This window comes from Streptococcus mitis (genome assembly GCF_003942995.1).
In the GTDB taxonomy this organism is placed as follows: domain Bacteria; phylum Bacillota; class Bacilli; order Lactobacillales; family Streptococcaceae; genus Streptococcus; species Streptococcus mitis_CV.
Genome location: NZ_RJOH01000021.1, coordinates 1 through 15,277, shown reverse-complemented (window position 1 = coordinate 15,277; position 15,277 = coordinate 1). Strand labels below are relative to the sequence as shown.

Sequence of the window (15,277 nt, the reverse complement as noted above, 5' to 3'; positions counted from 1 at the left end):
GATACGTGTTGTATCCAAGTTGCTTGTAGAGTTGAACACGGGCTAAAAGCTCGGAAAAAAGATAAATCTCCTTGGCTTCATCGAAGTCTGCGTAGATTTCCTATTTTTCAGTCGCTTTTGACGCCCTATGTATCATTTAATTGAATTCGGACGGAGGTCTTCGAAAAAAAGATAGATTTCCTTGTGTTCATCGAACACATCGTCAATCTCCTATTTTTTCATTGCCCTCTTCGTCCTTAATATCTTAGTATAGAATTGGAGAGGTCATGGCTGATGACAAGCTAAGAGCGACTCCTGCGGCTAGAAAGTTAGCGGATGATTTAGGAATCAACCTCTACGACGTTTCTGGCTCAGGTGCAAACGGTCGTGTCCACAAAGAAGACGTGGAAACTTATAAAGACACTAATGTGGTTCGCATTTCGCCACTTGCAAAACGAATTGCCCTCGAACATAACATTGCTTGGCAGGAAATCCAAGGAACAGGTCATCGTGGTAAAATCATGAAGAAGGACGTTTTGGCCTTGCTTCCTGAAAATATCGAAAACGAAACCATCAAGTCTCCTGCTCAAATCGAAAAAGTGGAAGAAGTCTCTGATACTATCACCCCTTATGGTGAGATTGAGCGTATTCCAATGACACCAATGCGTAAGGTTATTGCCCAACGTATGGTTGAATCTTACCTAACTGCGCCAACCTTTACTCTCAACTATGAAGTTGATATGACTGAAATGCTGGCTCTTCGTAAGAAGGTTCTTGAGCCAATCATGGAAGCAACTGGGAAGAAAACTACTGTAACAGACCTTCTTTCACTTGCAGTTGTTAAGACTCTTATGAAACACCCTTACATCAACGCTTCATTGACCGAAGATGGCAAGACTATTATCACTCATAACTACGTTAACCTTGCCATTGCAGTTGGGATGGATAATGGATTGATGACTCCTGTTGTTTACAATGCTGAAAAAATGAGCTTGTCAGAGTTGGTTGTAGCCTTCAAAGACGTCATTGGCCGTACCTTGGATGGTAAATTGGCTCCAAGCGAACTGCAAAATTCAACATTCACAATCAGTAATTTGGGAATGTTTGGCGTGCAGTCCTTTGGTCCTATTATCAACCAACCAAACTCAGCTATCCTTGGTGTGAGCTCGACAATCGAGAAGCCAGTTGTCGTCAATGGTGAGATTGTGATTCGTCCTATTATGAGTCTTGGGTTAACAATTGACCACCGTGTCGTAGATGGTATGGCTGGTGCTAAGTTTATGAAAGACTTGAAAGAATTGATTGAAAATCCAATCTCAATGTTGATTTAAGAACAAGATTATTCATTTTAAAGATATAGATAAAGGAAGGAAGACATGGCCTTAGAAGTAATTATGCCAAAAGCCGGCGTGGATATGACAGAAGGACAAATCGTCCAATGGAATAAAAAAGTCGGAGAATTTGTAAAAGAAGGAGAAATCCTTTTGGAAATCATGACTGACAAAGTCAGCATGGAATTGGAAGCTGAAGAAGATGGGTACTTGATTGCCATCCTTAAAGGTGATGGGGAAACAGTTCCGGTTACAGAAGTTATTGGTTACCTTGGAGAAGAAGGGGAAAACATCCCAACAGCTGGAGCAGCAGTGCCAGAAGCTAGCCCAGTACCTGCAGCAAGTGCCTCAAACGATGATGGTAAGAGCGATGATGCTTTTGATATCGTTGTGATTGGTGGAGGTCCTGCTGGTTATGTTGCAGCCATTAAAGCAGCACAACTCGGCGGTAAGGTTGCCCTTGTTGAGAAATCTGAACTCGGTGGAACCTGCTTGAACCGTGGATGTATTCCAACCAAGACCTACCTTCACAACGCTGAAATCATAGAAAACATCGGTCATGCAGCAAATCGTGGTATCGTCATCGAGAATCCAAACTTCACTGTAGATATGGACAAACTTTTAGAAACTAAATCTAAAGTTGTCAATACCTTGGTAGGTGGTGTTGCAGGTCTTCTTCGTAGTTACGGAGTTACTGTTCATAAGGGAATTGGTACGATCACTAAAGATAAGAATGTCTTGGTAAATGGTTCTGAATTACTTGAAACCAAGAAAATCATCCTTGCTGGTGGTTCAAAAGTCAGCAAGATTAACGTTCCTGGTATGGAATCTCCACTTGTCATGACCAGTGATGACATTCTTGAAATGAATGAAGTACCAGAAAGCCTTGTTATCATCGGTGGTGGTGTTGTTGGTATCGAACTTGGTCAAGCTTTCATGACATTTGGGTCAAAAGTGACTGTTATTGAAATGATGGACCGTATCGTACCAGCTATGGATGCGGAAGTTTCTAAGAACCTTCGCTTGATTCTTGAACGTAAAGGCATGACCATCTTGACTGACACTAAACTCCAAGAAATTATCGAGGAAAATGGTCAACTTCGTATCAAGGTTGAAGGAAAAGACGATATCATCGCAAGTAAAGCCCTCCTTTCAATCGGTCGTGTGCCAGACCTTGAAGGAATTGGTGATGTTGAGTTTGAATTGGATCGTGGACGTATCAAGGTCAACGAATACATGGAAACTTCTGTTCAAGGTATCTACGCACCAGGTGACATCAACGGTACTAAGATGTTGGCTCACGCAGCCTTCCGTATGGGGGAAGTTGCCGCTGAAAATGCCCTCAAAGGAAATCATGCTGTTGCCAAATTGAACTTGACTCCAGCAGCCATCTACACTCTCCCTGAAGTAGCAGCAGTGGGTCTGACCGAAGAACAAGCCCGTGAGAAATACGATGTAGCCATTGGTAAATTCAACTTTGCTGCTAACGGTCGTGCCATTGCATCAGATGCAGCTCAAGGTTTCGTAAAAGTCATTGCAGATAAGAAATACGGAGAAATCCTTGGCGTTCATATCATCGGTCCTGCAGCTGCAGAATTGATTAACGAGGCATCAAGCATTATCGAAATGGAAATCACTGTTGAAGAAATGTTGGAGACTATTCACGGTCACCCAACCTACTCTGAAGTGATGTATGAAGCGTTTGCGGATGTTCTAGGAATGGCCATCCATTCACCAAAGAAAAAATAAAATGAAGATAGACTAGGCTGGAAAGATATTTTCCAGTCTCTATCGTATAAAGGAATATCATGAAATATATTATCAATTATTCAAACGACACTGCTTTTAATATCGCCTTGGAAGAATATGCCTTTAAACACCTTTTGGATGAGGATCAAATCTTCCTACTTTGGATTAACAAGCCATCTATCATTGTTGGTCGTCACCAGAATACCATCGAAGAAATCAACCGTGATTATGTTCGCGAAAATGGCATTGAGGTAGTTCGCCGTATCAGCGGTGGTGGAGCTGTTTACCACGATTTAAATAACCTCAACTACACAATCATCTCAAAAGAAGATGAAAACAAGGCTTTTGATTTCAAGAGCTTCTCAACTCCAGTTATCAATACTTTAGCTCAACTTGGGGTTAAAGCTGAGTTCACAGGCCGTAATGACCTTGAGATTGATGGTAAGAAGTTCTGTGGCAATGCCCAAGCCTATATCAATGGCCGTATCATGCACCACGGTTGCTTGCTCTTTGACGTCGATTTGTCAGTCCTCGCAAATGCCCTTAAGGTTTCAAAAGATAAATTTGAATCAAAAGGTGTGAAATCTGTTCGTGCTCGTGTCACCAATATTGTCAATGAACTACCAGAAAAAATCACAGTCGAAGAATTCCGTGATTTACTCTTGGAATACATGAAAAAAGAGTATCCAGAGATGACAGAATACGTTTTTTCTGAGGAAGAATTAGCTGAAATTAACCGTATCAAAGATACTAAGTTTGGAACTTGGGACTGGAACTATGGTAAATCACCTGAATTTAACGTCCGTCGTGGAACCAAATTCACTAGTGGTAAGGTGGAAGTCTTTGCTAACGTTACTGAATCAAAAATCCAAGACATCAAGATTTATGGTGACTTCTTTGGTATTGAAGACGTTGCTGCAGTAGAAGATATCCTTCGTGGGGTGAAATACGAACGCGAAGATGTCCTTAAAGCCCTAGAAACTATTGATATTACACGCTACTTCGCTGGTATTAGCCGTGAAGAAATTGCTGAAGCGGTAGTGGGATAAGTAGTGGGATAAAAAGAAAAGAAGTTGGTTGTTTGACCAGCTTCTTTTTCGAGTTGTATTTTACATAATTTATTTTATGTATCTTATAAACTATCCAGAGCATTCTTTTGTTCATCATTGACGATATGGGTATAGAGATCAGTGACTTGTGTACTTGCGTGTCCTAGCTGATGACTAACCAAAACTTGCGATTTAGTCGCATCATAGAGCCTAGTTGCTAGGGTATGGCGCAGTTTGTGAGGGGTTACACGGACTTTGAAGTCCTCCGAGTACTTAGCAACCATCTTTTCCACGCTGGAAGCATCGATACGATTGGGAACACCTCTATAGAGTGTTAAAAAGAGGGCTATATCCGTCTTTTCCGTCTTATAGCGTTGATTTCGAATGGCTAGATAATTCTCTAGATAAGGTTTTGCAAAGGCAGCGACATTGACCGAGTCACGTTTGCCCCCTTTTCGAGTGACATCAATAACCATCATTTTGAGATTGAGATCCCGTATATCCAGATTAACTGCTTCAGACAAGCGAACACCAGATGCCAAGAGAAGGGCGATAATGGCCAAATCACGTTCCTTATTTTTATTAAACGATGATAGAGCACGATTTGAGAGCTGTTGTGGATATTCTTGGTCTATATAAGTCAGGAACCCTTCTGTTTCATCACCTAGAAAGAGCTTTTGTTTGATGTTTTCAGCTCTTGCAGCAAGTGTTTCTTTCTTTTTCTTGGTTGAAACTTTTTTCATTACATTACGATAAAAATAAGGTTCTCCCTGGTCGTTTTCAACTTCCTCGGTCAGATACTTATAAAGACTGGACAATGCTGACAAGGTCCGATTGATGGTTGTCTGAGAAACACCTTGCTTGGTTGTATTGGCATTCAGCAAAGGACGTTCACGTAGATAAAGGATGAAGGATTCCATGTCTTTCTTAGACAGATTTTCCAAGACAGATAAAGGAATATCAGACATTTTATCAGCATTTGAAATACCAGACTCCAAAACCCAGCTGAAAAATCGATCGTATTCCTTGAGGTATTCATATAAAGTTGTAAAACTGTAAGGTACAGCAAGCTTAGATTGGTAGAATTCCAGAACATACCAGGGCATGATTTGTTTTAGTTTGTCGATTCGTTCCAGTAAAATCTCTCGTTTCATGTATTTTCTCCATAAATAAGTCTATTAGTAGTATAGCATAGACTTATATATTTTTCAAGAAAATTATAGTTTTTCGGAAAGATGTTATAGGGCTTTTTAATAGAATAACCAAAAATGATTTCATTTTTAATAACTAAAAAATTTTTTCGACAAAAATTGTCTATAATGTACTTTATTCCTGAGAAACTAACACAAAGACTTGGTTCTTTTTTCATAAGAACCAAGTCTTTGTGTCTGATATGAATCTACTAGAAATTTTTCAAAGTCATTCTTATAATTCAATTTCTCTAAAAAATTTCAATTGCCATTTTTGTGTTGATTGAGCCGTTGTATTTAAATTTGTGCACCAAGGCGGATAAAATCGCATGGACATTTTTCCTTTGCTGTTTTTTGTTGAGAGAATTTTCTTACAAGTAGCAACTTCGTTTGGAATAATAAATAGCCCCTTTTTATCATTATCGATGACAACGATAACAAGTTCAGTTCCCAAATCTTCATTGGTATAAGGAATGTTCATGTTATTTTTGTCTTTTTTCCAAAAAACTGTAAAATATCCTTCTTTTTTCGGTGTTCTTTTTGCTAAGCGGCATCTTTTATATCCTTGCTCATCCTTTATTTTGATAAGAATACCTTCGTATTTTTCATTCCACTTTTCTTTAATGAATTCAAAATCACCATAAAACTCATATAGAACATCTAGTATTTTCATTATGATGTATGTCCTCCCTTATCAAAATCAACAAAATATTCTTGATACATTTATTACATAATAAAAATTATGTAATAATATTTTTGATCTACAACAACAAATCTTTGACTTTCCCAATTTCACTTTTTGGAATCACCAGGTGGATCATATCCCCCAGATACATTCTGGTTGAGCCGTTAACTGTTTGGCTCTTGCCATTATGGACTTGGGTGGTGATGAGTACGTTATGTGGCAAGTTGAGTTCGTGTACTTGCTTTCCTGCTATTTTATCTGAAACAGGGATTTCAATGAGAGTGACTTCTCCTTCATCTGTCGCTTCTTCTGGCAGCATTTTTTCCAACATAGCCTCATAGACTGGTGCACCCTTGAGTAGATCCATGATGATGTAGGCGACCAAGGTTACTAATCCAAGTGGCATGAGGTTGCGAATATCTCCTACCATCTCAGTTACGAGTATCATAGCAGTTAAGGGAGCCTTAGATATTGCTCCAAAATAGCCACTCATTCCTAGAATGACAAATATAGGGAATTGCTCCTGACTGACAAGTCCAATATTAACACAAATGACACCAACTAGGGCACCAAGCAAGGAACCAAGTGCCAAAATTGGTAGGAAAATTCCTCCTGGAAGGCCACTTCCATAGCTAATCATGCTCCAAACAAAGCGAATCAAAAAGTACGCTAATAGAACTTGAAAACTAAAATCTTGCTTAGTCAGGGAAAGAACCAGCTGATTTCCACCACCAAGGATTTGGGGTAAGAAGATTCCGACTGGTATGATGAGAATGAAGGCAAGAATTGGATAATAAGCTCTATCCAAATGGATTTTCTGACCAAGCCAATCATAAACTCGACCAACATTGAGCACAGCTTTCTCATAGAGAAAACCGGAAAGGCCTAGAAAAATCCCCATAAGGAGGTAAATCCAATACTGGTCTAGGGTCATGAGTGGGATGTTGTCTGGCATATCCAGTACGGGTGTTAGGCCAAATATGAGCAGAGAAACAAAGTTTGCTACGAGACTAGCAGCGAGAGTAGATACCCAGAAAAAGCGTGAAAAATGGTGATAAACTTCTTCTACCACAAAGAGAAGTCCTGCAATCGGCGCATTAAAGGCTGCAGCTAGACCAGCGGCAGCTCCACTAGCAATCAAGGAGCGTTCCTCTACTGGACTGGATTTGAGCCATTTGGCAATTCCTTTACCACCAACCGCTCCAAGTTGAATACTTGGTCCTTCACGCCCTAACATAAGGCCGCTAGCAATAGCCAAAATTCCTAGAATATATTTTTTCCAAAGTACGCCCCACCAGTTGAGGGTCATGAGTCCCTTTAATTCAGCTTCGACTTGAGGGATTCCAGAACCCTTTATGTCTTTTTCTGACTGAGTTAATTTCGCACTGAGCCAACAAACTATTAAATAAAATAGAGCAATGATAAAAAGATTGCGCACTAGGTGCGCTTGATCTTGATAAAGTCCTTGTATCAGGTGGAAGCCTTTTTCAATTAAGAAACGAAAGGATCCAACGATAATTCCAACGACAAGACCGACGATGATTCCTCGTCCAACTTGGGATAATATGGTACTTGATGCAAAGGCAAATTCTTTCTTGGAGCTGAGTGTTTCTGACTGTTCCTCCATAATCATTCCTTCTAACTTAACTTTCTTTTTCTCCTAAAACCAGTGATTTAACGGGTTCAAAGCTGGTTCGGTGAATTGGGGTAACTCCTAGTTTTTTCAGTCCTTCCAGGTGTTTAGCTGTTCCATATCCTGCATTAGCATCGAAATCATAGCCTGGAAATTGCTGGTCAAATTCCTTCATCAATTCATCACGTGTCACCTTGGCTACTATAGAAGCCGCGGCGATAGAGAGAGAGTTTGCATCTCCTTTGATGATAGATGTTTGTGAAATGGGTAAATCCAGCTTCATGGCATCTATCAAAAGGTGCTCAGGTTGAGGACTGAGCTGAGAGATTGCTTCCTGCATGGCCAGTTTGGTTGCTTCATAGATATTGACTTGGTCGATGACCTGATTATCCATGATACCAATCCCGATTGATAAGGCTTGGTCCTGAACTGCTTGGAAAATCTCCAGATGTTTCTTTTTAGGAATTTTCTTGCTGTCGTTGAGGCCTTTAATTTTACAATTTTTAGGTAAAATAACTGCTGCAGCGACTACAGGACCAGCAAGAGGACCACGACCAACCTCGTCAACACCTGCTATCATGGTCAATCCTTGCTTATACAGTTCTTTTTCGTAGGAAAGCATGGATTCCAAACGAAGATCCTCATCCAATTCTGCCTGAATAGCTTTTTTACGCTTGCTGATTTCCTTTTGAATTCCAGAGCGATTATCCTTTTCAAGATCTAAAATAATAGGGCTATCAAGGTCCTTGACAGTAGCAAGGAGTTCTTTGATTTCTTTAATCGTCGCCATCGAGGTCTTCCAATGTATCTAAGGTATAGTTACCGAGTTTGCCATCACGGACTTCCTTCACGAAGAGACTGTAGAAACGGTCATAGTCGTCACGGAAACCGAGGGCACGGGTCATATCCATAATAATAACAGGCGCTTCTTCCTCAATTTTCATTTGTTTGAAGCGTTCAGCCAGCTTTTCTGGATAATGTTCTTTGAAATAATTCAGGCCAAAAATAGTTACCTCATCCATAGGAAGCAACTGGTCTTTAATAGCTCCGGTCAAGGCCAACTTAAGCGCAACAGTTTCATCCTCAAACTTAGGCCAGAGAATCCCCGGTGTATCCAGGATTTCAAGGTCTTTATTTGTTTTGAGCCATTGTTGCCCCTTGGTCACACCTGGTTTATTGCCGACAACAGCAATTTTCTTACCAGCTAAACGGTTCATAAGAGTGGATTTACCAGCATTTGGAATCCCGATAATCATGGTACGCAAGGTTTCAATCTTGATGCCACGTTCTTTTTGGCGAGCAATCTTATCCGCCATGAGCTTTTTGGCCGCATCTGTTACAACTTTTACAGTCACTTGCTCTTTGGAGTTGATAGCTAGCGTCTGAATTCCTTGTGATTCAAAATACTGGCGCCATTCCTTGGTCATTGCTGGGTCAGCCAAGTCTGCCTTATTTAAAATCAAGAGTTTTGGTTTGTCACCAACAATCTTAGTCAACATAGGATTTTGACTAGACAGAGGTAAGCGTGCATCAACCAAAATCGTCACAAAATCAACAAATTTTAAATTCTCCTGCACCTGTCGACGCGCTTTAGACATGTGACCAGGAAACCATTGAATAGTAGCCATTGAGTTTTTTCCTTTCATAGCAAGGGTTTAGAACCCCTATTGTTTGAGCATCAAGGAGTTTTCAAATGAATAATGTCCAAACAGTTCTTGCTTTATAACATAGAAATCTACTTTATATTATATCATGCCTTCTCTATTTTGTCTGCTTTTGCTTCAGGATTAAATAGTGTTCCAAACTATTTAATCATTATAAAAAATTAGAGAAGACATGTTTGTCCTCTCCATCAACTTTTTATTACTCGTCAAATAATTTCTCCAACTGTTTGGTTGCTGATTCAATCTCGTAGCCATTTTCATCTATTAGCTGTTTCACCTTTTCTGTATCAAGCTCCCGATGATCTCTGACCAACAAAATCTTATCTGCCCAATCTTCAAGAGAATCCTTCAAAGACAGGCTGTTATCATAGTTATCTAGTATTCTTGCATCTGGTAAATGCTTTGCTGTTACAACAGGTAAGCCATTGGCTTGCGCTTCAATGAGTACAATCGGTAATCCCTCAAAATTAGATGGAAAAAAGAAAACATCTAGAAGATTTAGCATTTTTCCTACATTAGTGGTCAAGCCTGTAAAGATGACTTTGTCTGCTACTCCATATTCTTTTGCCACATTTTCTAAAAATGCAGTATCTCCTCTTCCAATAAATACTAGACGAGAATTTGGTTCTTTTTTGACGATTTCAGAAAAGACCTTAACACAAAAACTTTGATTTTTTTGTTTTTCATATAAACGGGACACTTGTCCAACCACAAAACAATCTTCTGGAATATGATATTCTTTGCGAAGTTTAAGTTTTGTCTCTTCATTATATAAAAACTTTTCTAGCTCAATGGCATTATGAATCACTAAAGCTTTTTCTCGTTCTTGACCATGATAAAAATGGTTCAACGCTTCTGTTCCACAGGCCCAAAAATCTGTCGCATATTTGCCAACAAAAAGTCGGTTTATAGGGTGAATAAAACGATAAAATTTATCGGCTGTTGCACAATGTCCATGAACAATTCTTTTTTCGATTCCGTATTTTTTTGCTAATTTTAAAAATTCTAGATGAGTCAGACCGTTTTGATTGGACCATAAAATATCATAACGATGAGCATTTTTCTTAAAAAAATCATCCCATTCCTTTAATGCCTGTTTAATATGAGGTCTTAACTTAGGGATTCTATGAACGACGAGAGGATTGTGACAAAGCTTCTTAAAATGATCACTAAATTCAACATCTTCAGAACCTTGTAGTAAAAATTCCAGTTCAAATTCAGAGGTATCGATATGATTATAAAAATCTACCACAATTTTTTCTAGTCCACCGATATCTGGAACTAAACCACAAACTAATATTCGTTTCATATTTTTACCTCCTTATTTTTTTAACTTTAATACTTTTTGAATCATCAGGATAATTTGTCTACCGCCTTCATGATTTCTAAATAGGAAAATGTAGCTACCCAATACTGTCAAATAAAGGACGATTTTGATTGCCAAACTGAGAATGAAATCTAGCTGAGTTAAGAGGTAGTTATCCAGTAAACTCAAAAGTAGGATACTCATCCCTACAACTGAGAAATCTTGTAACATGGTTTTAAAAAAGTCCCTTGAGGAAACTTTCAATCCATACTTAAAGGCGCTATAGGGTTCATACCATGTACAAGTCAAGACTGTTGAACAAATGGTCCCCAATAAAATTCCAGCTACGCCTAAATCTAAAATTGCTAAAAAATATAGTGAAAGAATTATATTTAATATAATTTCTGCAAGAGTTTTTTTATTTTGCTCATAACTTAAGCCATAAACTGAAATCAACGTTAGAATCGGTCTTCTATAAAAAGTTAGGAAAAAATGAAGGACAATCAAAATCTCAACTGTACGATTAAATGAAAAACTCTCGCCTAACCAGATAGTCATAAATGGATGAATGAACATTAAATAGCCTAAGCTAGCAAAATAAATCAGGCTAAAAGTAATAAATTGGAATTTTTTTAGGAATTTAACCATATCTGCTACTGTCGTAGATTCCGAATGAACTAAGTTACCTACGGAAGAAACAACTGAATTGATCACAGTATTTAAAATCAGTGAAAGAAATCCTAAAACATAGGTATAATTCCCATAAATACCAATAGCTGCTAAGCTGACAAAACTTGCCATTAGTATACTATCTGTCTGAAAAACAATGGTTTCTCCAATGCTACTCACTACATTGCCTTTGATATTTCGTATAAATTTTTCTTTTTCCTCCTGATTAATGGGGGTTATGTCATCATTAAACAGGTAATCATACAATCTATCCACAATATGCGACATGATGATATTCCCAATCAAATTCATGATGATACTGATTAATAGATAAAAGATATAATTTTGGGTAAAGACTAAAATTCCGATTTGCAAGCATACACGAAGCGTATTTAATCCAAAGTCAATCAAAGTCATCATATAATTACGCTGATCAACATAAAGCAAGGTTCGTTTATAGGAGAAAAAATAGCTGGAAGCTGAGTTAAATACAAAGAGGAAAAAAATCAAATATACTTCACTATTTACCGTATAATCCTTTATCATATAAGGAAGAAATAAAGAAAGTATAGCACCCAGTATAAAAATAGAAAAGCCAATGATTCTATATAATTTTTTGAAAAGAATCATAAAGGCATTGATTTTTCCATGTTCTTCTCTGTCTAAGGGTCCATATAGTGCATAGCTCATGGCTCCAGCAACCCCTAATTCTGCCAAAGACAGGATAGAAACTAAGCTAGACAAATAATTGTTTAATCCTAGATAGGTTACCCCAAGTAAATTGATAAAAATAGTTCGATTGATAAAGCCAAGAAGGACTTGAAAAGGTTGCAATGCAAGAGCTATACTTGTATTTAAGGTGGCAAATTCGGTTCTACTTTTTTTCGTGTATTTCATCTATTCCTTTAATTTTCCTTGTAAAAGTTGATCGAGATAACTTCCTGGAAGGACTTCTTCTTTCTTGATTTTATAAGTCGTTTTCATAATCGGTGTTGTTTTTAATACTTCTTCCCATTCCTTTTCATCAAAAAGATCATGGGCATGGTCTCTTAAAAACCAAACACGCTCAGCTGGTGCTAGAATAGGTAATCTATCCACTAAGTTTTCAAAATAAGGCTTGCACTTATATTCGGACAAAATAAAATAATCCATCATCAGGTAATGAATAAAGACTGGATATTTACGAACATAGTAAAGATATAAATCTCGAATATGTTTGAAATGAGATCCTCCTTTTTGTCCTGCCAGGAAAAAACCTGACCATTTAAAATCACCAACAGTTCGTTCCATTTGATTTGTTCCTATAGGTGGATGATTCAGAGTAAAGAAATCACCTTCAAACATTTCTAAAGTTGCATAGGGAGATACAAATAAGGTTGCATCCATCCAAATTCCACCGTATTGGCATAAGAGACTAAAACGAATAATATCGGAATAATGCGCAGCTGATAATTCTTTTCTCTTGTATTTTTCGGTGATGTCTCTTGGAATATTGATGAAATCCGCCAGATTTTCATCTGTCAACAAATAGAATTCACAGTCATTTCTTTTGGCGAAGTCTTTTATGGTCTTCATTGAAGCCTGGACCGTCTCAGGCATTTGAGCTTCTCCCTGTTGCCACATTGTCCAAATCATTTTCGGAAATTCCGTTACTACTTCTTCTTTTTCATCACTCGAATCATCTATTTGAGCTTCTTTTCGTAATTTCAGTACAAAATCCAAAAGAAGCTTTCTTCGAAAATCATAAAACATCTTGTCAGATTTTTGTGCAAGAAAGTAANCACATGTTAGTTTAAGGCCATAATATTTTAAAATTTGACAATAGCGAGCCATTTTATTTTGTAAGATTTGTAGTTTCATAAACTCTACAAGTTCCTTTCACATTTTTCTAAAGCTGTTTTTAGAAAATGTCCGTTACGAAGTTTCTCTCCTACTATTTTACTATTTTTAATCAATTCTTGATAATCTTCTTCATCAATTGAGTTTAAACAATCTGCAATTTCAAATAATGAATCAACAAGTATTCCACAATGGTTTTTTCGTACAAAATCAGCCAAAGCAGATTGGCTCCATACAATAATCGGAAAACCTGATGCTAAATATAAAGATGCTTTATGCGGGTTATTCATCTTTAAATACTCTCCATACATCCCACTACAAGTATGGGGGCTATCTCCATCCCATACTAACCCAAAACCGCCATGCAAGTGATTAGGGAGTTCATCAGGAGAAAAAGCACCTTGATAATGAACGTTGTAAGGAAGATTTTTCTCTTCAAAGTTAATGCCATAAATAGAAAAATCTGGCTTTTCGGGAAATTGTCTTGCGTATTTTGTTTTCCGAATATCGAAATTTCCAGCAACTATGACCGTGTTTTTCTCATAAGCTTTATTCGCTTTATAATGGGGAATTAAATAGTCAAATATCTCTAAGGAAACAATCTTCTCTTTCGGTATTCCTAATCGCACAAGTTCTGCTTTCATCTTTTCGTTATGGGCGATAATACCATCCACTTTTTCAAGTACGGTTTTATTTTGTAAAAAATGGATAATGGAATATTTGAAATCTGTAAATGACCTGATTTTTTTATTTCTAAGGGACTCGATATCGTGAATCAGCAAATAAGCTTTGAATGTTCTATTTTTCAAAAATCTCGTAAAAATTTGTTTTTTTAAGGAATGCCATAATAACGGAAATTGAAGAACTAACACATCATTTTTTGTCAAAGTGATGGAATTTGAATCATTATTTAGGGAAAAAGGTTGATATCCTGCTTCTAGCATTATTTTTTCAGCATCTAATCTTGCTTTAGATCCTGCATGTTTGGCTTCAGCATATCTTTCTTTTAAATAATAGTTCATACTACTTCAACCCTTTCCAAAATCTTTTTACAATATATTTTTCAAATCTCCATTGAATGGCTCCAACAACTCTTGAAATAAAGACAATCTTTTGAGGGAATAAGCGATAAGCTCTCATTAAAAATGAGCGACTTGAACTTTTAGCGTAACGATTCAAATATTCTACATATTTCTCTTGATAGGGATTCCCCTCAAATATACGATAGTCGACAACGTGCATCAAGACTAAATGAAATAAGCGACGTTGTACGTATGGGAGTGAGTCAGCATTTCCTTCATATAGTTGCTCCACTTTATCACAAATCGTAAACAAATCCAAATTTTTCAAACTAAATTCGCGATTCATAATACTACCAGAACGTACACGGTAATAATATCCTGTATAATCAATTTTCACTATTTTATGAATATGTTTTAAGATTCCCATTCCTCCATACACATCTTCATAAAATAAACCTTCTAAAAATGGAAAATTGAGAATCACTTGTCTTCTAAAAAGTTTAGCAACTGCATTCAAACGGACAATATTATCTTTACATAAAGAGACTAAAGCTTCTTGGGCATTTCCTTGAAAAATAATTTTGACATTCTCGGGAGAAGGGATTTCTATGTCTTTTTGATCATTTGTATACCAACATTCTACGATGTCCATTTCTTCTGAAGTCATGTGCTTTAATAATTGCTCCAACATATCGTCTTTAATGACATCATCACTGTCTACAAAAGTGATAAATTCGCCTTTAGATTCAGTCATACCACGATTACGAGCGCCACTTAATCCTTTATTTGCTTGATTGATTAAGTTAAAACGACTGTCCAGCCTACAATATCTCTCGCAAATTTCTTTTGATCCATCTCTTGAACCATCATTGACTAGAATCACTTCTATATCGGTATAAGTTTGACATTGAATACTCTCTAAACATTCTTCAAGATAGTCTTCAACGTTATAAACAGGAACAATGACACTAATCATAAATAGGCTCCTATTAAATTTTCCATTTTTTTCGAATTTCTAAATATCTTAAATACAGCGGATAATATAAACTTAAAAAATATTTTGGTGAATAGCTATACCATCTTAATAATTTACTAGAATTGAAAATATCTGATGATTTCTTAGCTATTTCAAAATAGTTATCAATTGCATCAACATATAAC

General features: G+C 37.2%; 13 protein-coding genes. 3 read left to right on the top strand and 10 right to left on the bottom strand.

The annotated features are described in order from the left end of the window. The first annotated feature begins 266 nt into the window (after positions 1-266). From D8836_RS09590 to D8836_RS09580, 3 genes are read left to right on the top strand one after another with little or no spacing between them, the layout of a single operon-like run. Positions 267-1,310 carry a dihydrolipoamide acetyltransferase gene (locus D8836_RS09590; RefSeq protein ID WP_125393856.1) on the top strand — a complete coding sequence of 348 codons (1,044 nt, stop codon included), beginning with the start codon at positions 267-269 and terminating at the stop codon, positions 1,308-1,310. Positions 1,311-1,355: 45 nt separating this feature from the next. Continuing rightward, positions 1,356-3,059, top strand: a complete 1,704-nt coding sequence (lpdA, locus tag D8836_RS09585) for a dihydrolipoyl dehydrogenase (protein ID WP_125393855.1) — start codon at positions 1,356-1,358, stop codon at positions 3,057-3,059. A gap of 59 nt (positions 3,060-3,118) precedes the next feature. Continuing rightward, complete coding sequence (locus tag D8836_RS09580; RefSeq protein ID WP_125393854.1) at positions 3,119-4,108, top strand: lipoate--protein ligase; 990 nt, start codon at positions 3,119-3,121, stop codon at positions 4,106-4,108. Between the two features lie 83 nt (positions 4,109-4,191). Here the strand turns inward: D8836_RS09580 and xerS are convergent, their stop codons facing one another. The 10 genes from xerS to D8836_RS09525 all read right to left on the bottom strand — a co-directional run bounded on the left by xerS (position 4,192) and on the right by D8836_RS09525 (position 15,092). After that, positions 4,192-5,262, bottom strand: coding sequence for a tyrosine recombinase XerS (gene xerS / locus D8836_RS09575; RefSeq protein ID WP_125393853.1), 1,071 nt, complete (start codon positions 5,260-5,262; stop codon positions 4,192-4,194). A gap of 271 nt (positions 5,263-5,533) precedes the next feature. Further along, entirely contained in the window at positions 5,534-5,971 is a 438-nt protein-coding gene (locus tag D8836_RS09565; RefSeq protein WP_061424846.1) for a MepB family protein, read from the bottom strand. Positions 5,972-6,059: 88 nt separating this feature from the next. Further along, entirely contained in the window at positions 6,060-7,610 is a 1,551-nt protein-coding gene (locus D8836_RS09560; RefSeq protein WP_125393851.1) for a ClC family H(+)/Cl(-) exchange transporter, read from the bottom strand. 16 nt (positions 7,611-7,626) lie between these two features. Beyond that, on the bottom strand, positions 7,627-8,406 hold the full coding sequence (locus tag D8836_RS09555) for a ribonuclease HII (protein WP_125393850.1): 780 nt from the start codon (positions 8,404-8,406) through the stop codon (positions 7,627-7,629). After that, a complete protein-coding gene (gene ylqF, locus D8836_RS09550) occupies positions 8,393-9,244 on the bottom strand; it encodes a ribosome biogenesis GTPase YlqF (RefSeq protein WP_000201307.1) in 852 nt (283 codons plus the stop codon). Before ylqF ends, D8836_RS09555 begins: the two co-directional genes overlap by 14 nt. Positions 9,245-9,479: 235 nt before the next feature. Next, on the bottom strand, positions 9,480-10,589 hold the full coding sequence (locus D8836_RS09545) for a glycosyltransferase (RefSeq protein ID WP_125393849.1): 1,110 nt from the start codon (positions 10,587-10,589) through the stop codon (positions 9,480-9,482). A gap of 12 nt (positions 10,590-10,601) precedes the next feature. After that, the gene (locus D8836_RS09540) at positions 10,602-12,152 is read right to left on the bottom strand and encodes a lipopolysaccharide biosynthesis protein (RefSeq protein ID WP_125393848.1); all 1,551 of its coding nucleotides are present in this window, start codon (positions 12,150-12,152) and stop codon (positions 10,602-10,604) included. Next, a complete protein-coding gene (locus D8836_RS09535; protein WP_474104100.1) occupies positions 12,153-13,088 on the bottom strand; it encodes a capsular polysaccharide synthesis protein in 936 nt (311 codons plus the stop codon). A 32-nt stretch (positions 13,089-13,120) separates the two neighbouring features. Then, positions 13,121-14,116 carry a glycosyltransferase gene (locus tag D8836_RS09530; protein WP_045606774.1) on the bottom strand — a complete coding sequence of 332 codons (996 nt, stop codon included), beginning with the start codon at positions 14,114-14,116 and terminating at the stop codon, positions 13,121-13,123. A 1-nt stretch (position 14,117) separates the two neighbouring features. Continuing rightward, on the bottom strand, positions 14,118-15,092 hold the full coding sequence (locus tag D8836_RS09525; RefSeq protein ID WP_125393846.1) for a glycosyltransferase family 2 protein: 975 nt from the start codon (positions 15,090-15,092) through the stop codon (positions 14,118-14,120). Positions 15,093-15,277: the final 185 nt, after the last annotated feature.

Excerpts from the sequence above, each read along its gene's own strand:
- ylqF (WP_000201307.1), bottom strand. The coding sequence starts at position 9,244 with ATGGCTACTATTCAATGGTTTCCTGGTCACATGTCTAAAGCGCGTCGA.
- D8836_RS09560 (WP_125393851.1), bottom strand. The coding sequence starts at position 7,610 with ATGGAGGAACAGTCAGAAACACTCAGCTCCAAGAAAGAATTTGCCTTT.
- D8836_RS09540 (WP_125393848.1), bottom strand. The coding sequence starts at position 12,152 with ATGAAATACACGAAAAAAAGTAGAACCGAATTTGCCACCTTAAATACA.
- D8836_RS09565 (WP_061424846.1), bottom strand. The coding sequence starts at position 5,971 with ATGAAAATACTAGATGTTCTATATGAGTTTTATGGTGATTTTGAATTC.
- D8836_RS09555 (WP_125393850.1), bottom strand. The coding sequence starts at position 8,406 with ATGGCGACGATTAAAGAAATCAAAGAACTCCTTGCTACTGTCAAGGAC.
- xerS (WP_125393853.1), bottom strand. The coding sequence starts at position 5,262 with ATGAAACGAGAGATTTTACTGGAACGAATCGACAAACTAAAACAAATC.
- D8836_RS09525 (WP_125393846.1), bottom strand. The coding sequence starts at position 15,092 with ATGATTAGTGTCATTGTTCCTGTTTATAACGTTGAAGACTATCTTGAA.
- D8836_RS09590 (WP_125393856.1), top strand. The coding sequence starts at position 267 with ATGGCTGATGACAAGCTAAGAGCGACTCCTGCGGCTAGAAAGTTAGCG.
- D8836_RS09580 (WP_125393854.1), top strand. The coding sequence starts at position 3,119 with ATGAAATATATTATCAATTATTCAAACGACACTGCTTTTAATATCGCC.
- D8836_RS09545 (WP_125393849.1), bottom strand. The coding sequence starts at position 10,589 with ATGAAACGAATATTAGTTTGTGGTTTAGTTCCAGATATCGGTGGACTA.
- lpdA (WP_125393855.1), top strand. The coding sequence starts at position 1,356 with ATGGCCTTAGAAGTAATTATGCCAAAAGCCGGCGTGGATATGACAGAA.
- D8836_RS09530 (WP_045606774.1), bottom strand. The coding sequence starts at position 14,116 with ATGAACTATTATTTAAAAGAAAGATATGCTGAAGCCAAACATGCAGGA.